General features: G+C 62.2%; 20 protein-coding genes and 3 pseudogenes. 15 read left to right on the top strand and 8 right to left on the bottom strand.

The genetic code is table 11. The features are described from left to right. Together WA965_RS26635 and WA965_RS26630 are read right to left on the bottom strand one after the other, a co-directional pair. Positions 1 to 828 (bottom strand): zinc-dependent alcohol dehydrogenase (locus tag WA965_RS26635; RefSeq protein ID WP_526448220.1); only part of this gene is annotated, 828 nt, incomplete at its 3' end. Then, on the bottom strand, positions 825 to 2,318 hold the full coding sequence (locus WA965_RS26630; RefSeq protein WP_526448219.1) for a TLP1 C-terminal extension domain-containing protein: 1,494 nt from the start codon (positions 2,316 to 2,318) through the stop codon (positions 825 to 827). The genes WA965_RS26630 and WA965_RS26635, both read right to left, overlap by 4 nt. Positions 2,319 to 2,445: 127 nt before the next feature. On the opposite strand from WA965_RS26630, the gene WA965_RS26625 reads away from it, so the two are divergent. The 3 genes from WA965_RS26625 to WA965_RS26615 are packed head-to-tail and all read left to right on the top strand — an operon-like array spanning position 2,446 to position 4,528. Continuing rightward, positions 2,446 to 3,093 carry a TetR/AcrR family transcriptional regulator gene (locus tag WA965_RS26625; protein ID WP_526300446.1) on the top strand — a complete coding sequence of 216 codons (648 nt, stop codon included), beginning with the start codon at positions 2,446 to 2,448 and terminating at the stop codon, positions 3,091 to 3,093. Between the two features lie 48 nt (positions 3,094 to 3,141). Continuing rightward, positions 3,142 to 3,576, top strand: a complete 435-nt coding sequence (locus WA965_RS26620; protein ID WP_163886516.1) for a PaaI family thioesterase — start codon at positions 3,142 to 3,144, stop codon at positions 3,574 to 3,576. Between the two features lie 52 nt (positions 3,577 to 3,628). Beyond that, positions 3,629 to 4,528, top strand: a complete 900-nt coding sequence (locus WA965_RS26615; protein ID WP_526300448.1) for an alpha/beta fold hydrolase — start codon at positions 3,629 to 3,631, stop codon at positions 4,526 to 4,528. A 164-nt stretch (positions 4,529 to 4,692) separates the two neighbouring features. On the opposite strand, the pseudogene WA965_RS26610 reads toward WA965_RS26615, so the two are convergent. Further along, a pseudogene (locus WA965_RS26610) lies at positions 4,693 to 5,036 on the bottom strand (carboxyl transferase domain-containing protein); the annotation flags it as partial. A 132-nt stretch (positions 5,037 to 5,168) separates the two neighbouring features. Between WA965_RS26610 and WA965_RS26605 the strand changes: the two are divergent. Continuing rightward, the gene (locus WA965_RS26605) at positions 5,169 to 6,347 is read left to right on the top strand and encodes an acyl-CoA dehydrogenase family protein (RefSeq protein WP_526300450.1); all 1,179 of its coding nucleotides are present in this window, start codon (positions 5,169 to 5,171) and stop codon (positions 6,345 to 6,347) included. 151 nt (positions 6,348 to 6,498) lie between these two features. Here the strand turns inward: WA965_RS26605 and WA965_RS26600 are convergent, their stop codons facing one another. Beyond that, positions 6,499 to 7,140 carry a TetR/AcrR family transcriptional regulator gene (locus WA965_RS26600; RefSeq protein WP_526300452.1) on the bottom strand — a complete coding sequence of 214 codons (642 nt, stop codon included), beginning with the start codon at positions 7,138 to 7,140 and terminating at the stop codon, positions 6,499 to 6,501. Between the two features lie 140 nt (positions 7,141 to 7,280). On the opposite strand from WA965_RS26600, the gene WA965_RS26595 reads away from it, so the two are divergent. The 8 genes from WA965_RS26595 (at position 7,281) to WA965_RS26560 (ending at position 17,532) form a co-directional block, all read left to right on the top strand. Beyond that, positions 7,281 to 8,117 carry an SDR family NAD(P)-dependent oxidoreductase gene (locus WA965_RS26595; protein WP_526300474.1) on the top strand — a complete coding sequence of 279 codons (837 nt, stop codon included), beginning with the start codon at positions 7,281 to 7,283 and terminating at the stop codon, positions 8,115 to 8,117. 41 nt (positions 8,118 to 8,158) lie between these two features. Next, positions 8,159 to 9,082, top strand: coding sequence for a ferritin-like domain-containing protein (locus tag WA965_RS26590; protein ID WP_526300454.1), 924 nt, complete (start codon positions 8,159 to 8,161; stop codon positions 9,080 to 9,082). Continuing rightward, the gene (locus tag WA965_RS26585; RefSeq protein WP_526300456.1) at positions 9,079 to 10,725 is read left to right on the top strand and encodes a flavin-containing monooxygenase; all 1,647 of its coding nucleotides are present in this window, start codon (positions 9,079 to 9,081) and stop codon (positions 10,723 to 10,725) included. The genes WA965_RS26590 and WA965_RS26585 overlap by 4 nt, the downstream gene beginning before the upstream one ends. A gap of 71 nt (positions 10,726 to 10,796) precedes the next feature. Then, positions 10,797 to 12,311, top strand: a complete 1,515-nt coding sequence (locus WA965_RS26580; RefSeq protein ID WP_526300476.1) for a flavin-containing monooxygenase — start codon at positions 10,797 to 10,799, stop codon at positions 12,309 to 12,311. Further along, positions 12,308 to 13,285, top strand: a complete 978-nt coding sequence (locus tag WA965_RS26575) for an alpha/beta hydrolase (RefSeq protein WP_526300458.1) — start codon at positions 12,308 to 12,310, stop codon at positions 13,283 to 13,285. Before WA965_RS26580 ends, WA965_RS26575 begins: the two co-directional genes overlap by 4 nt. Positions 13,286 to 13,348: 63 nt before the next feature. Continuing rightward, a complete protein-coding gene (locus WA965_RS26570) occupies positions 13,349 to 14,938 on the top strand; it encodes a flavin-containing monooxygenase (RefSeq protein ID WP_526300460.1) in 1,590 nt (529 codons plus the stop codon). A 151-nt stretch (positions 14,939 to 15,089) separates the two neighbouring features. Then, positions 15,090 to 16,547, top strand: a complete 1,458-nt coding sequence (locus tag WA965_RS26565; protein WP_526300462.1) for a cytochrome P450 — start codon at positions 15,090 to 15,092, stop codon at positions 16,545 to 16,547. Positions 16,548 to 16,731: 184 nt separating this feature from the next. After that, positions 16,732 to 17,532: an SDR family NAD(P)-dependent oxidoreductase gene (locus WA965_RS26560; protein ID WP_526300464.1), complete on the top strand. Its 801-nt coding sequence runs from the start codon at positions 16,732 to 16,734 to the stop codon at positions 17,530 to 17,532. A 24-nt stretch (positions 17,533 to 17,556) separates the two neighbouring features. On the opposite strand, the gene WA965_RS26555 is transcribed toward WA965_RS26560, so the two are convergent. After that, complete coding sequence (locus tag WA965_RS26555) at positions 17,557 to 18,264, bottom strand: TetR/AcrR family transcriptional regulator (protein WP_526448218.1); 708 nt, start codon at positions 18,262 to 18,264, stop codon at positions 17,557 to 17,559. 146 nt (positions 18,265 to 18,410) lie between these two features. Between WA965_RS26555 and WA965_RS26550 the strand changes: the two genes are divergently transcribed. Continuing rightward, positions 18,411 to 19,556, top strand: coding sequence for an acyl-CoA dehydrogenase family protein (locus WA965_RS26550; RefSeq protein ID WP_163887618.1), 1,146 nt, complete (start codon positions 18,411 to 18,413; stop codon positions 19,554 to 19,556). A 209-nt stretch (positions 19,557 to 19,765) separates the two neighbouring features. Here WA965_RS26550 and WA965_RS26545 read toward each other — a convergent pair whose 3' ends face one another. Beyond that, the gene (locus tag WA965_RS26545) at positions 19,766 to 20,368 is read right to left on the bottom strand and encodes a TetR/AcrR family transcriptional regulator (protein WP_526300468.1); all 603 of its coding nucleotides are present in this window, start codon (positions 20,366 to 20,368) and stop codon (positions 19,766 to 19,768) included. A 257-nt stretch (positions 20,369 to 20,625) separates the two neighbouring features. Here WA965_RS26545 and WA965_RS26540 point away from each other — a divergent pair. Further along, positions 20,626 to 21,057: pseudogene (locus WA965_RS26540) on the top strand (enoyl-CoA hydratase-related protein); the annotation flags it as partial. Positions 21,058 to 21,067: 10 nt separating this feature from the next. Next, on the top strand, positions 21,068 to 21,802 hold the full coding sequence (locus WA965_RS26535) for an SDR family NAD(P)-dependent oxidoreductase (RefSeq protein ID WP_526300470.1): 735 nt from the start codon (positions 21,068 to 21,070) through the stop codon (positions 21,800 to 21,802). Here the strand turns inward: WA965_RS26535 and WA965_RS26530 are convergent. Together WA965_RS26530 and WA965_RS26525 are read right to left on the bottom strand one after the other, a co-directional pair. Beyond that, positions 21,795 to 21,905, bottom strand: a pseudogene (locus tag WA965_RS26530) (transposase); the annotation flags it as partial. The gene WA965_RS26535 and the pseudogene WA965_RS26530 sit on opposite strands and share 8 nt — an antisense overlap. Positions 21,906 to 21,917: 12 nt before the next feature. Then, a partial coding sequence (locus WA965_RS26525; RefSeq protein WP_526300472.1) for an AtuA-related protein occupies positions 21,918 to 22,247 on the bottom strand: 330 nt, incomplete at its 5' end.

Raw genomic sequence — 22,247 nt, 5'->3', positions numbered from 1 at the left:
CACCACGCGTCCGCCCGGCTGCGCGAGTGCGACGGCGTCCGCGAACGCGGCCGGCGCCTTCGCGGTGACGTCGACGACGACATCTGCGAGCCGGCCGGTCGCCTTTTGCAGGGCCTGTGCCGGGTCGTCCTCGGTGACGTCGATGGTCAGGTCCACGCCGAACTGGTGGGCTGCGGCTAGCCGAGTTCGGTCGCGAGGGCCGACCCCGGTCATCGCGACGAATGCCGCTCCGGCCTCCTTGGCGGCTACGGCAGCACAAATCCCGCGGATCCCTGGTCCGAGGACCGCGACGACGTCGCCCGGGCTTGTCTCGGGCAACATGGCAGCCCACTTGACCCCTGCGCCAAGCGGATTGAACAACGTCGCCACGATAGGGTCGAGTCCGTCGGGGATCGGCAACAACATGGAATCGAACGGCAGATGCAGGTGGGTTGCGTAGCCTCCCCACAGGCCGGGCGGGATGTTCACGTCGACGAAGCCGAACATGGTGGCGAGGCCGTTGCTCGAGCACCTGCGGTACTCGCCGCTGCGGCACAAGTCGCACTCCCGACACGACCGGAACACCTCGACGGCGACTCGCTGACCCACCGACACGCCCCAACGTTCGCGCGCGGCGCCACCTATTTCCTCGATGACGCCGACGATTTCGTGTCCGGGGATGAAGACGAACCCGGCCGGCAGGTGTCCGCTGAACTGTTCGTGGTCGGTTCCGCAGAGCCCGCACGCCTCGATCCGCAGGAGACCGGACTCGTCGTCGACGCGCGGTACCGGAAGATGTCGCCGTTCGAGGGTGCGCGGCTGGGTCAGCACGAACGCGTCGGCGTTCACGACAGTTCGAATTCGACGCGTCCGTTCGCCTGCCTCACCGCGACTTGGTGTCCCACGCACATCTCCTGTGACATCGCCATCGCCACCTCGGCATCGTCGCTGCGCGCCGCGACGCGGCGGCCGTCGGGCAAACGCGCGAAAGTTGGCACCCAGGAGGGGCCTCGCTCACGGTCGTGCACGACGGTGTAGCCATCTATGGTCGCCATACCGGATGCGTCGGCGGGTGAAGCGACCGCGAGGGAGGTGCCGTCAATCGCAGCCTGCGCTTCAGCCATGTCCGGAGTCTGCCATCCCGTCGGCGGTGGGGTCGCCGACCACAGACCCAGCGAGTGCTTCGTGATGTACCAGCCCAGTCCGGATACGAGTCCCACGGCGTCCGGTTCGCTTCGGCAGCGTCGCACCATCTCGACAATCGAATGGCTGACATAGTTGTTACCCGGCCCGCCGTGGTAGGGCAATCCGCCCGTCACCGTGAAACCGCGGGCATCCTCAGGGGCGAGATCCAAGGCGTCAATCGCCGCCTCGACCGCGGAAGGAAAGCAAGAGTAGAAATCAAACCATCTGATGTCGTCGATGTGAAGTCCACTGGCAGCCAATACCGCCCTGCCGGCGGCCCTTATTCCGGCGGAACGGCTCAGATCAGGCCGCTGAACCGGGAAATACACGTCATTGCAGGTGGCCGACGACCACGGGAAGACCCAACGATCACGAGGCACGCCGAGTTCCTCGGCGACTTCGGCAGCCATCATGACGAAGGCGGCAGCCATATCCACGGCGATGATGCTGTTGAGCAGCTTCGGATACGGCTCGCACACCATTCGGTTACTCGGGGAGACCGTGCTGATCTCGTCGACGCTGCGGGCACGCGGAAACCACGCCTGCTCGGGATGTCGGGACGCCTCAACTGTGAACGGAGCCATCAGGTCTCCCAGCCAGCGGCGCTGCTCGTCGAATGTGCGGCCTGATCGGGCCGCGATCGCGGATTCGAAGATCGGGTACACCTCGTGCGGCCAATGTAGTCCGGCTTGCATCTCGGCTTCGCTCAGTCCCGGGCGTGTGTCACCAAGCGACTCGTCTCGTACCGCAATGGGTTTCGGCTCCGACAGCGCGCGACCGGATGCCACTTTTCGCCCTGATGCACCGCTTTCCGCTCCGACGATCAGTGCCGCGTCGCTGACTCCACGCCGAATACGGCGGCCAAGGACCTCGACCAGGTATTGGGGGGTATTGCCGCCGACCGGACAGCTGATGCGATGGTTCGGCGTAAGCCCAGTCGCTTCGGCGATCCTCGACGCGGGATTGTCGCGCGGAATCATCAAGATTCCCGGCGTCGCCACGATGTCGATGCGGTGCGCGACCGCGGCCGCAGCATCCTGCAGTGCTCGGCGCGCGGCCTCGGAGGCCAGATCGATGGGATCGACGGTGTCTTCACCGCGGTGTGTGAGTTCACCGACGCCGACGACAACAGGAGTGCGTGGTTGGATGGACACTGGTCAGTTCACGCTCATCGTCGACGCCATCTATGCGACATGGCTGCGATATTGTCACATCCGGTTCCATGCGACAACCGCCGGTATCCGACACACCGGATCGGTTTGGGAGGGCATACTCGTACTCGTGACGAGAAGACCGTTGCGACGGGGCGACACGGCACCTGCACGGAGCCGCGACATCGCGCGTGACCGCTTGCTCGACGCCGCCGAAACATGCCAACAACGCAAAGGTCTGCCGGGCACCACGATGGAGGACATCGCCAGGCAAGCGGGCGTATCGCGCGCCACGGTCTATCGCTACTTCCCGAGTCGCGAATCCGTCGTGTCCGGTGTCATCGTGCGCGCAGCGGAACGTTACCTGAACCGTATCAGCGGACGGATCTTGGCGCATACAGACTTAGGCTCTGCCATATTGGAGTTCGTTGCAGTCACGGTGCGCGCGGCCCGTCGCGAACCGATAATCGGCATGCTCTTCGCCAGCGACGATGAACTCGCCGGCGTGGGACTGGCCGAGGGAACGTCGGTGGCGCTGTTCGAACTCGTCGCCGAGTTTCTGCGACCCGTGTTCGCCGCACACTGGCATCAACTCGAAGCCGGCGTCTCGGTCGATGACGCGGCCGAATGGATTCTGCGTATCATCCTCAGCTTGCTCTCGGTTCGCGGCCCGCGGCACCGCAGCCCCGAAGGCATTGACGCTTTCTTGCGTCGATTCCTGCTTCCCGTTCTGCTGGCCGATACCCAGAGTTACATCAGTGCGACAACTGCGGAGTAGTGTCTCAACCATGGCATCGGTATCGCAGAACGAAACGAGGCGCTGACCATGGACTTCCCGCAGTTCAACAAGCAAATAGCCGAGGAGTTCCAGCATGCGGCGGGAACCCCGGGCGGGCTCTCCAAGTACTTGGACTTCCGCCACATCGAGTTCTCCGCCGGGCGGCTGGTCGTGGAAATGGACGCCCGGGCCGATCTGTTGACTCCGTTCGGCACTCTGCATGGCGGTTGCCTGTCGGCGATGGTCGACCACTGCTTGGGCGTGGTGTTCTATCCGGTGATCGCTCCTGGGTCATGGGTCGCCACAACCGAATTCAAACTGAACCTGCTGCGTCCGGTGTCCAGTGGAGTCTGCGTTGCGGTCACCGACATCATCGCGCTGGGTAAGCGTAGCGGCGTCGCCAGGATCGACATCACCAATACGGGGCGCCCGGTATGCGCCGCGCAGGGAACAGTGACCGTCGTCGGCCAGAGCGCCTCATGATCCGGTCGTGGAACGAGAATGCCGTCCGAGGTGACCGTCGAGGGCACACCAAATGAGCTCTACGTTCGAGTGCGTCCGCACCGAAGACGGAACCGCCCTCGCAGCCGATATCTACCGACACGAATCCGCCCGCGCAGTCGTCATACTGTTGCACGGCGGTGGGCAGAACCGCCACGCCTGGGCGGCCACTGCGCGCCGCTTACACGCGCGCGGTTATACCGTCGTCGCTTACGACGCCCGTGGTCACGGCGACAGCGAGTGGGACCCCAATGGTCGATACGATCTCGACCGGCTCGCATCCGACCTGCTGTCCATTCGCCGATATGCCAGCGATGGTCGCCCGCCGGCTGTCGTTGGCGCTTCCTTGGGCGGCATGACTGTGTTGGGAACGCACTTAGTGGCGCCCGCGGACCTGTGGGGAGCCGTCGTACTGGTCGACATCACTCCCCGAATGGAGTTTCACGGAGCACGCCGCGTCGTGTCATTCATGGCCGCCCATCCCGACGGGTTCGAAACGCTCGATGACGCTGCGGACGTCATTGCCGAGTACAATAGCCATCGCGCTCGTCCTAAGAACCTGGACGGACTCCGCAAAGTGCTGCGGCAACGCGATGACGGTCGGTGGATCTGGCGATGGGATCCAGCGTTCGTAGCCTCCAACTTCGATTTCTTGCAGGGCGATCCCGCAACCGGCGCGGAAAGATTCGGCGCCATAAGTGAACTGCTCGTCGAAGGGGCGCGCCGCGTGCGGGCGCCAACGCTACTTGTCCGCGGCGTCCACTCTGATGTGACATCGCAGCAGTCGGTCGAGGAGTTCCTTGAAGTAGTGCCGCATGCTGAGGCGGTCGACGTTTCCGGCACGGGCCATATGGTTGCGGGTGACGACAACGACGCCTTCACCTCGGCAGTCGCAGAGTTTCTGGACCGCGCTCTGAAGAACTCGTCGGAGTAAGCCTGATTTCAGGGGCGCGAGGAACGAGAGTCCGCGGGCGGTGAATACACGCGTAATCCGATGGCTGCGATGCCAAAACTAAGGATGCCGACGATCGCCTGAGTTGATTCGCGATCGCACTGAAGCAGTGCATATTGACTGCCGGTAGGCGCGCACGGCCACGTCGAGGCTCGGCCACGAACCTTCGGATCGTGCGCGATGATCATCGGCTCGACCCCTTCGACGATGCCGACGCCGACCACAACGCTGCCACCCGCCAGTAACTACCCCGACGCCGCGAACGGATACAATTCCGGGAACGCGGTGTCGGCGTCGATCAGCAGCTCGACGCGCTCGCGGGTCAGCATTTTTCCGCGCCTTCGGTGCCGGACGACGTACTTTCTTACCGCCGCCCCCATCGGCCAGCGCGAGTTGCTCGGCGACCCCATCGAGCTAGCGGTGAGTCCTCGCGGTTCTTGACGTATTCCAGCGCGCGGGGGTCGACCCGGACGGGCAAGACGTCGACCAACTTTCCTCCAGGTGACACCGACGTCGATCTCCTGACGCGCTACGTTAGCCGCGACTAACATGCGAGAACAATTGGGGCGTGCGGCAGGTTCCTACCGCCCCTTTCCGACGGTTACCAGCGGGAGCAGCCCACATGACCCAGCCGGGACAGCGCGAAGTACGATCCGCCGCAGCGGACCCATGGATCACAGCTGAGCGCATCTCGTTGCGCGACCTCGCCACGTCGTTCACCCGAAAAGAAATCGTCCCGCACCTGCAGGACTGGGAGGACCGCGGCGAGTTGCCCCGGGAGCTGCATCGCCGCGCAGCCGCCGTCGGCCTGTTGGGCATCGGTTTCGCGGAGGAGGTCGGTGGCTCCGGCGGTGACTTGCGCGACTTGGTACTGCTCACCGAAGCCGTGATGGAGGCTGGCGGCTCGTCGGGCGTGCTGGCCAGCCTGCTCACCCATAACATCGCCCTGCCGCATATGGTCGCGCAGGGCGATCCCGAGCAGATCCGCAAGTTCGTGGCGCCGACACTGGCCGGAGAGAAGATCGGCAGCCTGGGCATTACCGAGCCGGACACCGGGTCTGACGTCGCCGGCATCCGGACCACCGCACGCCGGGACGGTGACCACTTCGTTGTGAACGGCGCGAAACTTTTTATCACCTCGGCGGTCCGGGCCGATTTTGTGACTACCGCTGTGCGTACCGGCGGCCTGGGGGCGTCGGGAATCTCCCTGCTGGTGGTGGAGCGCGGTACGGCGGGTTTTGCGGTATCGCGCACGCTGAAGAAGATGGGCTGGCTGTGCTCCGACACCGCCGAACTCGGCTTCTCCGACGTACGCGTACCGGTAGCCAATCTGGTTGGCCCCGAGGGCAGCGGCTTCCTGCAGATCATGCAGCAGTTCCAAGTCGAGCGTGCCTTCATCGCCGTGCAGTGCTATTCCACCGCTCAACGCTGTCTCGACCTGACGTTAAAGTGGGTGAAGCAGCGTGAGACCTTCGGCCGACCGTTATCCACGCGGCAGGTGGTGCGGCACAAGATCGTCGACATGGCGACTGCCGTCGACGTGGCTCGGACCTACACCCGCGCCGCCGTGGACCGCATCATCGCCGGCGACACCGATGTTCGGATGGTCTCTATGGCGAAGAACCAGGCCGTGGAAGCCTGCGCGCTTGCCGTCGACACCGCCGTGCAGCTCTACGGTGGCATGGGCTACCTACGCGAGACCGAGGTCGAAATGCACTATCGTGATTCGCGCATCCTGGGTATCGGGGGCGGGACTACCGAGATCATGAAGGAGATTATCGCCAAGCGCATTGGGCTGTGAGCGAAACCCGCCAGTCCGCCAGCAGACAAAATCCGCTTCGGTAGCTCGACGAGACTGACCGTCCAGTATTTGTAATGTAACGCGAGGTGTCTCGCGAGCTTGCGGCCAATGTGGCCTGTGCGACCGGAACTGCATCACAATTACCATCTAGCTAGCGAGACGTATCAACCACGTAGCGTTGAGCGAGTGTTTCCGCAAGTCGGCTCGTATGGTCGACGATGTCGACTTGACTTACGTCGACGAGTAGCCCGGCGTGCCAGGCGCTGATCAGTTCGACGAAGCCGCCGACCGCTACAAAAGTGTCCATGCGCAACGCCTTTTCGTCTGCGTCAGGCCTCAAATGGGGTCGGCTGGCGGCCATGACGAGCTGGGTGGCTTCCTGTAAGGCCGCTGCACGACGATCTTGCAATGTTGAACTGCCGACGTGTTGCGTCAGCAGAATCTGGGCTCGGCCGGCATCCTGCGCGATGCGGAGAACGACGATCGAGATCGCGGCACGAATTGTCTCGATAGGTGGTTGACCGACGCGTTCGGCAAATGTTGCTGAAACCTCGCCGAGCATCTCGTTTCGGACGCCGTCCCACGCCGCCACCAGCAACTCATCGCGGGTCTTGAACTCCTCATAAAAATAGCGATCATTCAACGCGGCTCTGGAGCAGACCCCACGCATGGTCACCGCAGCCCATCCGCTGTCCGTCCAGATATCTGTTGCAGCGGCAACTAGGCGCCGCCGCCGGTCAGCCCGTCGTTCGGCGCCTGTACGCCCGCCCCACCTTGCTGCCTTCGTCCGCACGCCTACATCTTGACAAAGACTTACCACCCGCGCCAAACTGGTGGCATGCGACCACAATTGTGTTCACTGCCACCAAGTGGCAGCAGATTGGCTTGGCTCACCGGTTGGGCGTGGCCGAAGCTACAAAGGGTTCGGTACTGATGAATTTCCTGTGGTGGGGCAAATCGCCTCGCAGAAGTCATCGCGCGAACGCGGTTGTTACGGGCGCGGGCAGCGGAATTGGTCGCGCCTTTGCAGTAGAGCTAGCTCGCAGAGGTGGACGGGTGGTATGTGCCGACATCGACCCCGTGCGCGCTAAGGAGACGGTCGAACTCATTGTCCAGGCCGGCGGTGAGGGCCTCGACATCGTGTGCGATGTCTCCGAAGAAGAACAGGTCCGCGAACTTGCCGACAGCGCGGAAAAGTGGTTTGGGCAGGCACCCAGCCTGGTCATCAACAACGCGGGCATTGGAGTCGGCGGTAATGTCATCGGCGCGACGGCCAAGCGAGACTGGGAGTCGACGCTCTCAATCAACTTGTGGGGAGTGATTTACGGCTGCGAGGCCTTTGTGCCGCGGCTGCGCGCAAGGGGCAGCGGGGGAATAATCAACGTCGCGTCGGCTGCAAGTTTCGGCGCAGCGCCGCGGATGGGGGCCTACAACGTCAGCAAGGCTGGCGTGCTCGCACTGTCCGAGACCCTCTCGGCTGAGTTGAGTGGCACCGGTGTGGCGGTGACAGTGTTGTGTCCCACGTTCGTTAAAACCAACATTGTCGACAACCCGGGTATCGAGGAGTCAGCCGCCAAGCTGGCGACGAACTTGATGAGGTGGACAGGCGTGTCACCGGACTCGGTGGCGCGCAAAACCCTGGACGCGAACGACCATGGGCAGTTGCACGTCCTACCTCAGATCGATGCGAAGATTCTCTGGCTTTTTAAGCGGGCAGTGCCTGCGACTTATACCCACGCGCTCGGCCTGGTCGAGCGAATCGCCCGCTAAGTACTTCCCGACAGAGAGCTAAGGACAAAGGGGACGCAAAAATGGCATTCAATTACAGCGATATGCTTGAGACGATCAAGAATCGGCAGTGGGCGCTGGCCGACATCGATTGGGATGCGCCGGGCGCCGATAAAATCACCGATGAGCAGCGACCCGAACTGAAGCAGTTCATGGCTGACGTGGTGTGGATAGAGCACGTCGGGGCACGCGCTTTCGCCGCCATGGCGCCGAAGGCGCCGTTCGAGGCTCTAGGTGAGATCTACCGGTATTTCCATGCTGAGGAGCAGCGGCACGCCAACGCTGAGCTAGCGCTCATGCAGCGGTGGGGGATGCTCGAAGAAGGGGAAATCCCGGTGCCGAACAAGAATATTCGGCTGGTGATCGAGTGGATCGACCGCTATGCGGAGGCCCTCCCGCTGACGGTGATCGGAGCGGCGATCCCCGCCTTGGAGACTGCGCTTGATGGAGCATTGCTCAAGTTCCTGCTCGACGAGGTTCAGGATCCGCTGTGCGCCGAGGTTTTCAATAAGGTCAACAATGACGAGTCGCGGCACCTGGCGGTCGGTTTCCAGGTTCTGAACGACCTCGGCGCCAGCCCGATGCGCATTCATGCGATGCAGACGATGGGGGCGCTCATCGACCCGAGAATCCTCCTCGGTGGTGTCCTCTACGTGCCGTTGCTCACCAGAATGCTGACCAACCTCAACGCCATGGGATTATCGGAGGAGAAGCTCTACAACGCGGTGATGCGGTACGAGAACGTAGGGGATCGTAGCCAGTTCACGCGCCGTGTTCCGGGCTACCACATCCTGAAATCTCACATGTCCGCCAGCATTAAGCGTTCTCAGCCATTGCATTACATCTCGCAGCGACTGGGTACCGCGATCGACCACTTCCCCACCGAGGTGCTCGGTAAGTCGCCATCGTGGACCGAAGAGCTGACCTACGAACCGGTGGCTAAATGAGCAACACCACGACCGTTTTGGTAGTCGGGGCGGGTTTCGCCGGCCTGGGAACCGCAATTCGTTTGCTACAGCAGGGTATCGAAGATTTCGTCATCCTTGAACGCGCGGATGAGGTAGGTGGGACCTGGCGGGACAATACGTATCCCGGTGCGGCTTGCGATATCCCGTCGCTGCTCTATTCCTACGGGTTCGAGCAGAATCCGAACTGGTCCCGCGCGTATTCGGGCAGTGGCGAGATACTCGACTACATCAGGACGATGGTGGACAAGTATTCGCTGTCGCGTTTTATCCGGTTCGGAGTGAATGTCACCGGTCTGGAGTTCGACGACGAAAGCGCACTATGGACTGCGCAGACAGCTGACGGCTCCCAGTTCAAGGCCCGCACCGCAGTGATGGCCAGCGGGCCGCTGGCGAATCCGAGCCTGCCTGACATCCGCGGGCTGGACACCTTCCTTGGCCACAAGATCCACAGTGCGCGTTGGGATCACGACTACGACATGAGCGACAAACGTGTCGCCGTGGTCGGCACCGGCGCCAGCGCTGTTCAGATCATCCCCGAGCTGGTGAACACTGCGCGCTCGGTGAAGGTCTTCCAACGCACCCCCGGGTGGGTCCTGCCTAGGCCCGACTTCTCCCATCCGCAGTGGGCGCGCACGGCGTTTCGTCGAGTGCCTCTCGTGCAGAATGCTGCTCGGCAGACATGGTTCTGGGTGCACGAGCTCATGGCCGTCGGGATGGTCTGGGATACCCCTGTCACCACCGGCATCCAGCTGGTGGCGAAAGCAAATTTGCGGAGGCAGGTTTCGGATACTTGGCTCAGGCGCCAGTTGACGCCGAACTTCCGCGCCGGCTGCAAACGGATGCTGATGAGTAGCGATTACTACCCGGCTCTTCAACGCGACAACTGCAAGCTCGTCTCATGGCCGATTGCGACAATGTCGCCGAACGGCATACGGACCGCAGATGGCATCGAACACGAACTGGACTGCATCGTCTTTGCCACCGGCTTCGATGTGTGCAAGGCCGGCACGCCTTTCCCCATCCGCGGCGCACGCGGTCGTGAACTCTCCGACGAGTGGTCCGAGGGCGCTTATGCGTACCGGAGTGTCACTGTCGCAGGCTATCCCAATCTGTTCTTCACCTTCGGTCCGAATTCAGGGCCAGGCCATAATTCGGCTCTAGTGTATATGGAAGCCGAGATCAACTATATCGTCAAAGCCATCGGCGCGATCATCGAGAATGATCTCAGTACGCTCGAGGTCCGAGAAGATCGGCAAAATGATTACCACGGCGAGGTGCAACACCGGTTGGTAAGTACGACATGGAATTCGGGCTGCAAGAGCTGGTACCTCACGAATGACGGGTACAACGGCACCATGTACCCCGGTTTCGCCACCCAGTTCGTGCGCGCACTGTCCAAGGTCGACCTGGGTGATTATGTGACGACCCCGGCAACCGCACGACCGGAGCACCAAACAATCCAACACGCCCAAAACAGCTCGAGTGTGGCCAAGATTTCCCGGGGCCGCAAAAGCGCAGGTGCCGCGCCAACGCGGTCTGAAGTCAAGGCAGACGTCCTGGACGTCGGCGGTGGGAAAGCACCGCCTAAGCGTGCAGCCTCGAGGGTGAGGAACGACGCTTGAGTCTCCATGTCTCGGGCGACGAGGATGCCCCCACCTCCGAAGCCCCTACCAGCGAGGTCCCGGACCACGAGATCCTGGTCATCGGAGCTGGGTTCTCCGGAATCGGGGTCGGCATCAAGTTGCTGAAGGAAGGTTTCTCAGATTTTCTGATCGTCGACGAAGCCCAAGGGGTAGGGGGAACGTGGTACTGGAATACCTACCCGGGGATTGCAGTAGACATTCCGTCATACAGCTACCAGTTCTCTTTTGAGAAACGCCCGTCGTGGTCACGCACCTATGCGCCGGGGATCGAACTGAAAAACTACGCGAAGCATTGCGTGGAGAAGTATGGCCTTGCGTCGCGCATTCGCTTCGGAGTCACGGTTGTGAGGGCTGAGTTCGACGAGGAATCGACACTATGGCGTTTGCATACCTCGACCGACGAGGAACTGACAGCCAGGTTCGTCATCAATGCCTCCGGGGTTCTCACACGACCGAAATCGCCGGACATACCGGGGGTTGGAGACTTCGGCGGGGTCACCATGCACACGTCGCGTTGGGACCACCAGCAGAGCCTCACCGGAAAAAGAGTCGCCGTCATCGGGACGGGCGCTTCGGCGGTGCAACTGATCCCCTCGATAGCCAAGGACGTCGACAAACTGACCGTCTTCCAGCGCACGCCGATATGGTGCCTGCCGAAGCTCGACTTCGCGGTACCCCGCGCGCTGAGTGCTCTCCTCCGGCTCGCGCCTGGGGCGCAGATCGCCGCGCGGGGAGCCAGCCAGGCCTTTGTCGAACTCACCTTTCCCGTCGCAGCCCACTTCCATACCGCTATACCGCTGGCGTCGGCGATCGAGCGCGCAGCAATCAGCTATATGCGTCGGCAGGTCACCGACCCGGACGTTAGGGAGAAGCTGACACCGCGCTACGCGCTGGGCTGCAAGCGACCAAGCTTTCACAACGAATATCTGAAGACGTTCAACCGCGTCAACGTCCATCTTGAAACCAACCCCATCTCCCGGGTGGATGAAACCGCGGTGATTACGGCCGATGGGGTCAGACACGAGATCGATGTGCTCGTCCTGGCAACGGGATTCAAGGTCATGGAATCGGACAGCATGCCCACCTACTCGCTCCGAGGTGTCGCCGGCAGAGACCAGGCTCATTGGTGGGACGAGAACCGACTCCAGGCATATGAGGGCGTGAGCGTGCCGGGATTCCCGAACCATTTCTCAGTGTTTGGCCCGTACGGATACAACGGGTCTTCCTACTTCGCACTCATCGAAGCGCAGGCGGGTCACATTCTCCGTTGCCTCCGGCATGCCAGGACGGCCGACTCGAACTACGTCGAGGTACGCGAGGAGGCGAATCAACGCTTCTTTGCGGAGATGCTGGCACGGCGGCATACGCAGGTCTTCTGGCAGGACAGCTGCGCGGGCGCGAACAGCTATTACTTCGACAAGCATGGCGATGTACCACTGCGTCCCACCACGACGGTCGAATCGATCTGGCGCAGTCGGCGTTTCGACCTGGCCGACTACCGTTTCGAACGGCGACCGGCGAAACTGGCGGACACTGTCCCGCAAACGGTGGACACTGCCGGATGAGTTCACCTGCCAGGCCGAATCCGAGCATGGCGAGTCACCTGGTCGCGGCGACGGCGCGTCGCCTCCTTCGTCCTCTCACGGAGGTGATTCCCGCCAACGAGCGTGGCCTCGCGGTCATGGACCGCGTGCTACGGGGAACGCTTGTGGTGTCGCGGCCGCGGCGCGACATCAGTGTCGAGAAGGTCGACACCACCTTCGCCGGTGAACGTGTGCGAGGCGAGTGGGTCAAGGCGGCCAACCTTGCGTCTGATGCTCCGCCGATTCTGTATATCCACGGCGGTGCATTTTCGATGTGCTCTCCGGAGACCCATCGCGGCCTTATCAGCGAACTGTCCGCGGCCGCGCGCAGACCGGTATTCGCTGTCCGCTACCGATTGGCCCCGAGATATCCCTTCCCCGTGGCTGCCGAAGATGCCTTGACTGCCTACCGGTGGTTGACCGAGGAGGGCGCGGCCACCACGTCTTCTGGCACGGTGTCTGCGGGTACGGTGGCGCTCGCCGGAGATTCCGCAGGCGGCCAGCTTGCTGCGGCGACGGCGCTTGGCGCTCGGGAACGTCGGCTTCCGACGCCGGATGCCATGCTGCTGATGTCGCCGGTACTGGATTTGACATGTCGATTAGCGATGGATCGTGATCTGCGTCGACGGGATCCCTTTGCGTCCGCGGTCTCGGCGTCACGCACATTGGGTCTGTACATGGCGGGGGCCGATCCAGCTGACCCGAGGATAAGCGTGCTCGACGCCGATCTCACGGACATGCCACCAACGTTGATCCAGGTTGGCGGACGGGAAATGTTGCTCGACGATTCCCGGGCCTTCGCCGACCGTTTGCAAGCCGCAGGGGTTTCCTCGCAGTTGCAAGTCTTCCGTGGCCAGATCCACGTGTTCCAGGCGATGTTTCGCCTACTGCCCGAAGCGCGGGAGGCCCTCAGGCTCAGTGGCGAGTTCTTGGCTACCGCGGCCACTGTCCGTTGACAGCGTCTCAGCGCACGCCTTGACCACGAGGCGCCTCTAGCACGAAGGTTGGAAGAGCTAAGGATGAAACCGGTGGAACCTGAACAGAACCAGGCCAATCCCCCTGGTAACCCGTCGATCGTCATCATCGGCGCCGGCTTCGCCGGAATTGCCCTGGCACTCCGCCTCACACGCGCGGGGTTCGACAGGGTCCTCATCGTCGAAAAGGGCGATGGTGTCGGGGGAGTCTGGCGGGAGAACACCTACCCGGGGGCTGCCTGTGATGTCCCGTCGCAGCTGTACTCGATCTCCTCGGCGCCAAATCCCACGTGGGGCCGGCGTTACGCGGAACAACGCGACATCCTCGCCTACCTTCGCCGCGTCGTCGACGAAAGTGGATTGCTGCCCCTCCTTCGGACGAAGACCGAAATCGCCAAGGCAGCCTTCGATGAGCGCTCGAACACATGGCGTCTGACCACGACTACCAACGAAACATTGGAGTGTGACGTCGTCATTTCGGCCGTTGGACAGCTGTCGCGCCCTTCGATCCCGAACATTCCTGGAATGTCGGGGTTCGCGGGCCCGTCGTTTCATTCCGCCAATTGGGACCACGATCTGAATCTCAGCGGCAAGCGCATTGCGGTCGTCGGCACTGGCGCAAGTGCGGTGCAATTCGTCCCGGTGGTCGCTGCGGCCGCTGAGCACTTGGATGTTTTCCAACGGTCAGCCCCGTGGGTGCTGCCCAAATTCGATCGTCAGTACGGTGCACGGCATCAGCAACTGCTGCGCAAATTACCCATTCTGCGGCTCAGCGAACGTCTTTTGATCTGGACGATATTCGAGTTCTTGGCGTTGGCACTCGTCGATGCGAAGCCAGTAGCGCGAGTCCTTGGCGCCGTCGCCCTGAGGCACCTAGGTCGCCAGGTGCACGACGCGCGGCTGCGTTCCCGACTGACACCGGACTATGCGCCCGGATGCAAGAGGATTCTGTTCTCCAGTGACTATTACCCGGCGCTGGCACGTCCCAACGTCTCACTGGTGACCGACGATATCGCGGCAGTAGAACCCGGCGGAATTCGCACGGCTGACGGCGACTTCCACGCCGCCGACGTCATCATCTACGGCACCGGCTTCAGTGCTACCGAGTTTCTTTCCCCGATGGAGATCCACGGCCGCTCGGACCGGACATTGTCGGATATGTGGGCAGATGGTGCACGCGCCTACTACGGCCTGTCGGTGCCAGATTTTCCGAATTTCCTAATGATGTACGGGCCGAACACCAACGTGGGATCCGGGTCGATCGTCTACATGCTCGAGTCGCAGGCCCGACACATCGTCAGGTTGATGAAGGTTCTCCGTGCCCATCCGCGAAGTGTCATCGAGGTGCGTGCCGACGTGGAGAAGCGCTTCAACGACCAGTTGGGTCACCGCCTGGACAAATCCGTATGGACTATGTGCACGAGTTGGTATCGCTCGGCGCGCGGGTCGATCTCTACCAACTGGCCCAGCCCGACCTTCTTGTATCGCCTTCGCACACGCAGACCGCGACGGCATGCCTACGTCCTGTCACATCCCGTGTCCGGCAAGTCGTCGAGCAGGGAGACAACCGAGTCGGCCAACACCCATTTGGCCGACATGCCCTACGCCCCCAGTGGGGCCGATAGCGTCAACTAGTGGCGATTCTGTTCGACGACGGGTATCAGTTGACGGCTGGGGAGTCGCTGACAGTCGACCGGCAACCGTAATCGCGGTTGACAGTGTGGTCACCGGCGCAAGAGACGGGTGATCCTCCGTGAACGCGACCAACAAGATCAGGAGGCACTCGATGACCAGATCGCCGTCCGTGTCGGCAGGCAAGCCCCGTGAGCGGCTGTCGTCGGTACTGTTGGCTCCCCTCCCGCAGCGCGTCGAGCGGGGGCTCCAGGAGGTTGGCCGACGATGGCCCGTTCGCGAACTTGCCGCGCCGCCGACAGGTAGCGGATTGAAGCCCGTTCTCGGCGATCAGGGATTGCCTCTCGTTGGCCACACTCTGGACTATATTCGCTTCGGCTCTGACCTCAGCAGAGAGCGTTTCGAGAGATTCGGCTCGGTCTCGTGGATGGGGGCGCTCGGCACCAAAATGGTGGTCATTGCGGGACCGCAGGCCACTCAAGAAGCTCTCACCACAAATGCGAAGGCCTTTTCGCAAGACGGCTGGGGCTTTCTTATCGATGCGTTCTTCCATCGCGGGCTGATGTTGATGAGCTTCGATGAACATCTGATGCATCGGCGAATCATGCAGGAGGCGTTCACGCGTCCGCGACTGACAGGCTATGTCAAGCAGGTCGGGCCATCGGTTCGTTCTAGCATCCCGAAGTGGCCGACCGGTTCGGGCGTCCGCTTGTATCCCCTGCTGAAGGATTTGACGCTCAACGTCGCGACCGATGTGTTCATGGGCGGCCGCGGGAAAGAGGACAGCGGTTCAGTAAATCGAGCCTTCGTAGCAACCGTCCGCGCCGCCAGTGCGATCGTGCGCGCTCCTCTGCCGGGGACGCGGTACCGCGCCGGAGTACGCGGTCGCCGGGTGTTGGAGGAGTATTTCGCCCGACACTTACCGGCGGCCCGCACGGGACAGAATGGTGATCTATTCGCCGCTTTATGTGAGGCGCGCGCCGAGGACGGCGAACGCTTCACTGATGCCGACATCATAAATCATATGATTTTTTTGATGATGGCCGCGCATGACACGTCAACGATCACCACTGCCGCGGTGGCGTACTTTTTGGCGAAGAATCCCGAATGGCAGGATCGCCTTCGTGCTGAGTCTGACCGTCTCGGCGACGATCTACCGGACATTGAGGACCTCGAGAGCCTAGCGGCGATGGACTTGGTCATCAAGGAGTCGCTCAGATTAGTTGCACCCGTACCGTTGGTTATGCGTAAAACGGTGACCGAAACTACAATAGATGGCTACTACATCCCCTCTGGAGTGCTTGTCGCCATCACGCCTGCGGTCAACCACTTTGCGCCCACGGTGTGGACCGAGCCGGACCGGTTCGATCCAAAGCGATTCGAACCGCCAAGGCGCGAGGATCAGGCCCACCGCTTCGCCTGGCTTCCGTTCGGAGGGGGCGCGCACAAGTGCATCGGGATGCACTTTGGCACCTTGGAGGTGAAGGCAATACTGCACGAGATGCTCCGGGAATTCACCTGGAGCCTGGAGGACGGCTACCGCGTTCGGTGGGATAATACGTCCTTGCCTATCCCCATCGACGGCCTGCCCATTACGTTGCGTCGCAGATGATGTCGAGAACCGCTCCAGGAGACATCTAAAGGGGAAGCCGAGCGCGTTGCACCCACAAGGGCGCCGACGGACATCGTTGTATCGGCAATATTGACACAGTCCCTAACGAATCGACATCGGAACCCTCCACAAACCCTGGCGAACCGTAGTAGGTCAAACTACGCACACTGCCGGAAGGATTGTCATGCAAGAACCATCAACAGCCGTCGTGACCGGAGCAGGCCGAGGGATTGGTTTGGAGATCGCGCGACAACTCGCCGTTGCCGGCCACCGGGTGTTGCTCACGGATGTAGACGGCGACGCAGCAGAGCGTGCTGCCGCCGAGGTCGGCCGGGGCGCTTGGAGTGCCAGACACGACGTAAGAGATCCGTCGGTCCATCGTGATATCGCTGCGCAGGCTTCGGCCGCGGGTCGTCTGGCGGTATGGGTAAACAACGCCGGGGTCCTGATCGCGGGCGATAGCTGGAGCCATACCGATGTGGAGGTTGCGTCGATCCTCGATATCAATGTGCGAGGCGTTGTGGCGGGCTCACACGCCGCGGTCGCCGCTATGGGCGCAGATGGGGGCGCGATCCTCAACATCGCTTCGCTCTCGGCACTGGCGCCCGTCCCTGGACTCGCGATGTACGGAGCCACCAAAGCGGCCGTATTGTCGTTCACTACGTCATTGCAAGGTGACCTCGACCATGCGGGTTTGCCCATTCGCGCACGTGCGCTGTGCCCCGACGTGGTCAGTACGAAAATGGTCAACGACCGAGCTGCCGATCCAGGCGCGGCATTACTGTTCGCCGGACCCAGTCCGATGGACGCTGCGGACGTGGCCCGTGCAGGGCTGGAGTTACTGGACAGTCGCCAGATATTCCGGGTGGTTCCTCGGTGGCGTGGCATCGTTGCCCGCTCTAGTGACGCCGCACCGTCGCTCGGGTTGAAGGTTTTCGCGTTGATGCGTGGGCGCGGTGAGCGGCGCCAACGCAGGCATCGTTGACGCTGTGTCGAAGATGGGACGGGGCTAGCCCGGCCATGCTCGAGTTGGGCGTGATGAGGTCGCGGGTTCACTCAGCGGGACTTGGGGATCGAGGTGGGCTCCCAGCTCGTGCAGCCTGTCATCGATGATCAACCACGTTTGCCGTGTCAACCGAATGACGAGTTCGTCGCGTGTGGAGTCTCGATGGTCCAGCCACCACAGGACCGATGCGTCGATCAGGCCCATGATGGCGGCGACGTTACGGTCGGCAGCGTCGGAATCGTCCCCGTAGCGAGGAAAGTAGCGGGCGCCCGCTACTGCGAGTTCGGAGGCGAACGCACTTCTTCCAGGCGTTGTTTTCTCATTGCTGCGCCGGGAGTCCCGATTGACCAGAAAACGATACAGGTTGGGATGTTCGTCAGCCCACATGACGTGCTGACTCACGGGAGCGCGAATCACGTCCAATGGTGAACCCTGCACGTCCAAAGTTAGGCGTATCTTCGCCGTGAGTTCGCGGTGGACGTGGCGGGCGACGGCCAGATCGAGTTCTTCCTTACTCGCGAAGTGGCGGTAGAAGTGCGTGCGGCCCAAACCTGCCTTGTCCGCGATTTGGCCTGTGAGTGCGTGGGGGCCGTTCTCCTCGATCGCGCTGAGGGCCGCTTCGATGATCTGCCCGCGACGTAGATCACGACCCGGCACCCTACTGGTTGCACGGCGTACCGCTGTGGTGTCCACCCACTGCTTTCGCTCCACGATGCTCACCGTAGCGCTCAGCGTGCCTGCATGTTCTGGGTACGAGTTGTACCCAGTGTCCGTTTCGTGGTACACCGTGTACCCACAGCGTGACAGCGAGACCACTCCGGGATCGGTGCGCAACCAGACAAAGTGAGGACACTCGAATGGCCGCCAATCGCTCAAGCTGGATGGATGACGACCTCGATGCGCTGAGAGACCTGGCGCGAGCGTTCTGCGAAAAGGAGGTCGCGCCGCACATCGACCGCTTCATCGACCAGCACCATGTTGACCGGGATCTGTGGACTCGGGCGGGCGAGTTGGGGTTGCTCTGCATGTCGATCCCCGAGCAGTACGGCGGCGGTGGGGGAACGTTCGCTCACGAGGCGGTATTGATCGAGGAACAGGCCCGCGTCGGCGATTCGGCATGGGGCGCGCCACTGCACAGTGGAATCGTGGCCCACTACCTGCTCGAGTACGGCACCGATGAGCAGAAGGAGCGCTTTCTTCCTCGACTGGCGACCGGTGAGATGGTTGGGGCGATCGCCATGACGGAGCCAGGTACGGGATCTGACCTCCAGTCAGTCACGACCAAGGCGGTACGCGTCGGGGACGAATACATCGTGAACGGGTCCAAGACCTTCATCACCAATGGCGCTCAGGCCGACTTGATCATCGTGGTCGCCAAGACCGACCCGAATGCCGGAGCGAATGGAATTTCGTTGGTGTTGGTGGAAGGCGACCGGCCGGGCTTTCGTCGCGGTCGGGTGTTGGACAAGGTCGGTCAGCGCGGCCAGGACACCTCCGAGCTCTACTTTGAAGACGTGCACATCCCCGTTGCGAACCTCCTCGGTACGACCGAAGGCCAGGGCTTCATTCAGCTGATGCAGCAACTGCCCCAAGAGCGGTTGATCCTCGCGCTCGGTGCAGTGACAGTGGTAGAAACAGCGCTCGAGTTCACCGTCGAGTACACCAAGGACCGGCATGCCTTCGGCAAGCCCGTCTTCGCCTTCCAGAACACCAAGTTCAAACTTGCCGAGGTCGCCACCGATGCGCACATCAGCCGCGTATTCATCGACGACTGTATCGCCCGCCACCTGCGCGGCGAACTCGACATACCCACAGTCGCAATGGCGAAGTGGTGGACTACCGAGCGCGCCATGGTGGCCCTCGATGACTGCTTGCAACTACACGGCGGGTACGGCTATATGACCGAATATCCCATCGGCAGGATGTGGGCCGATGCTCGCGTCCAGAAGATCTACGGTGGGACGAACGAGATCATGAAGGAGATTATTGCTCGGTCGCTTTAGATCGAATTCGACCGTCTGGATTTGTCCACAATATTCCGCCGCAGGAGACGAGCGTTCGCGGACGGGGACGGCGTACGGGACGCCTCATTGAACGGCTAATCGGCGAGTTCGGCTCCCAGCGAGACAGTTATGCGGGTACGCCAATGCGCCTGAATACGCAGCGAGCTGGGTCGGGGACGTGATGGCTCAGCGGCCGAGGCGTCCAATTGTTAACTCGACGCGGGAACGTCGAGTACGGCGTGACCCATGGCAGCGAGGAGCGCCGAAGTCCGTTCGGGGGTGAGACCAGTGCCGCGGTAATGCAAGATCGATTGGATGGCGCCGATGGCCCCATGGACCATCCCGCGAAGCTCAATCTCGTCGACCGCGGGGCGCAACTCGCCAACGAGGTGTACCCACTCCTCGAGATAGAGCCGCTGTTTTCGGCGTAACCGGCTCTGCTGCTGATCGGGCAGGTTGTGCACCTCGCGGTAATACACCACCGCCAATTCGCGTTGATCCATTACCAAGGCAACTTGGTCGGACACCAGCTCGGTCAACGCCTCCGCCTCGTCGTGGGATTGCTCGACGATCGTCGCGGCGCGCTCTAGGAGGCTGTCCACCACTCGTTCGAAGAGGGCCGCCAATAAGTCGCCCTTGCTGTCAAAATGGCGATATATGGCAGGCCCGACAACTCCTGATGCAATCCCGATGTCGGCCATCGAAACAGCGTGGTAGCCTCGCTCGGCAATCAACTCCGCTGCCGAGGCAAGAATGCGCTCCCGACGCTCGCCGCCGACCCGAGTGCGTCCGGTTTCGACCGCTTTGCTCATCGCTACCTTCCCTCGTCATCTTGGCACGGGCTTACACGGCATTCAGAGACCCCACGGGAACGTTAACACCTGCTCACAAGCCAAGTGGCGCGTGCGAACGGCTCGCGCGTAACAGCAGGGGTTTCGGCACGGCTGGCAGGTGTTGACGCCGGACAGCGATCGATCTACGTTCAGCACATGTGAATTCACATTAACGGTACGACACTCAACGGTGGCAATGCATCAGAGGAGAGGCAGTGGCCGAGGAGTACGAGGGCGACCTCACGATCGCAGCCGACACGGCCAAGTTCGGCCAGGCCGGACCCCGTGTGGGATCGTTCGACGCCGGGTTCGGCTCTGCCTTCCTGGCGCGGGTCATCGGCGAGAAACGCGCCCGCGAGATGTGGTACTTGTGCCGCCAGTATGACGCTGACACCGCCGAACGGTGGGGCTTGGTCAACTGGGTCGTCCCTGCGAGAAGCCTCTTGGACGAGGCCAAAGTCGTGGCCGCGGAGATTGCCGAGAAGAGTCCGACGGCCATCCGTTTCCTCAAGCAGTCGTTCAACGCCGACACCGACCATCAGGCGGGACTGAGCAATTTGGCCATGTCTGCGCTAAATCTGTATACGCACACGCCGGAAGGGCTGGAGGGCGTGGCGGCTTTTGCCGAGAAGCGCAGTCCTGATTTTTCCAAGTTTGCCAAGGCGTGAGGATGCAAACGTGACAGACAACATCGTCGTCGTTACCGGAGCCGGATCCGGGATCGGCAAGGCCGCCGCACTGGCTTTCGCGATGCAGGGCGATAAAGTGATCGCGGCTGATCTCGATCTGGAAGCGGCAAAGCGCACGTCGGAATGCTCCCCCGACTCGGTATTTGCGATGGGGGTTGATATCGCAGACCGCAAGACAGTCGATCAACTCCGCGAGCGGGTACATAGCGAGGTCGGTATTCCGAACGTTCTGGTGAATGCTGCCGGATGGGACCGCACCGATAAATTCCTGAGCGCCACCACAGAATTTGCCGAAAGGGTGGTGGCCATCAACTACCTCGGCCCAGTGCATATGTGCAGCGCATTCCTGCCGGGGATGATAGATGCCGGACACGGTGGCCGGGTGGTCAATGTCGCCAGCGACGCCGGGCGGGTGGGCAGCTCGGGAGAAAGCATCTATGCCGGGGCCAAGGGCGGCGTCATTGCGCTCACCAAGTCGCTTGCTCGCGAAATGGCCAGGCACGATATCAATGTCAACTGTGTGTGCCCGGGGCCCACCGACACTCCGTTATTCCACGCCCAGGCCGATAAGCTGAAAGATGCGTTGATCAAGGCGATTCCGTTTCGGCGGCTTGCGCGCCCAGAGGAGGTGGCTGCGCCGATTGTGTTCTTTGCCTCCGAGGCGGCGTCGTTTATCACCGGTCAGGTGATCAGCGTCAGTGGCGGCCTGACGATGGCTGGTTGAACACCGCCCGCCCACACTGCGGTGTGGTGCGGCGGTAACGCGGCGCCGCGACCTGCAACACCAGCGGGTGGCCGGCCACCGGCAGATCGGTCGACGGCCGGGTCGCCGGCCCTGTTCAGGTCGCGCCGAGCAAGGATTGCGGGATGTCGACGACGCTGGAGCGCAGGTACTCGCCCAAGCCCTTCGCCTGGGGATCGGGCCGGGTCGAGGATGCTACGCCTTCTCCCAGCAGCCCGTGCACCACAACGTTGAGCGCACGCAGGTTGGGCAGCTCGAACCGCTCTATGGGCAGCTGCGCAGCCTCCGGGCCGAGCAGCCCGCGCAGCCGCTCGACGGTCAGGTGCTCGCACGCCCAGGCGTAGCCGGCATCGTCGCGGGCCCAGAGACCGATATTGGCGTTCCCGCCCTTGTCGCCGGACCGCGCGCCCAGCACTGCACCCAGTGG

This window comes from Mycobacterium sp., assembly GCF_049683935.1.
GTDB lineage: Bacteria > Actinomycetota > Actinomycetes > Mycobacteriales > Mycobacteriaceae > Mycobacterium.
The sequence above is the reverse complement of the archived record's forward strand: the minus strand, read 5'-3'. Positions and strand labels throughout refer to the sequence as shown.

Bases quoted from the DNA above. Each gene is read 5' to 3' on its own strand.
- WA965_RS26615 (WP_526300448.1), top strand. From the start codon at position 3,629: ATGAGCTCTACGTTCGAGTGCGTCCGCACCGAAGACGGAACCGCCCTC.
- WA965_RS26595 (WP_526300474.1), top strand. From the start codon at position 7,281: ATGAATTTCCTGTGGTGGGGCAAATCGCCTCGCAGAAGTCATCGCGCG.
- WA965_RS26620 (WP_163886516.1), top strand. From the start codon at position 3,142: ATGGACTTCCCGCAGTTCAACAAGCAAATAGCCGAGGAGTTCCAGCAT.
- WA965_RS26605 (WP_526300450.1), top strand. From the start codon at position 5,169: ATGACCCAGCCGGGACAGCGCGAAGTACGATCCGCCGCAGCGGACCCA.
- WA965_RS26550 (WP_163887618.1), top strand. From the start codon at position 18,411: ATGGCCGCCAATCGCTCAAGCTGGATGGATGACGACCTCGATGCGCTG.
- WA965_RS26585 (WP_526300456.1), top strand. From the start codon at position 9,079: ATGAGCAACACCACGACCGTTTTGGTAGTCGGGGCGGGTTTCGCCGGC.
- WA965_RS26590 (WP_526300454.1), top strand. From the start codon at position 8,159: ATGGCATTCAATTACAGCGATATGCTTGAGACGATCAAGAATCGGCAG.
- WA965_RS26560 (WP_526300464.1), top strand. From the start codon at position 16,732: ATGCAAGAACCATCAACAGCCGTCGTGACCGGAGCAGGCCGAGGGATT.
- WA965_RS26565 (WP_526300462.1), top strand. From the start codon at position 15,090: ATGACCAGATCGCCGTCCGTGTCGGCAGGCAAGCCCCGTGAGCGGCTG.
- WA965_RS26545 (WP_526300468.1), bottom strand. From the start codon at position 20,368: ATGAGCAAAGCGGTCGAAACCGGACGCACTCGGGTCGGCGGCGAGCGT.
- WA965_RS26575 (WP_526300458.1), top strand. From the start codon at position 12,308: ATGAGTTCACCTGCCAGGCCGAATCCGAGCATGGCGAGTCACCTGGTC.
- WA965_RS26570 (WP_526300460.1), top strand. From the start codon at position 13,349: ATGAAACCGGTGGAACCTGAACAGAACCAGGCCAATCCCCCTGGTAAC.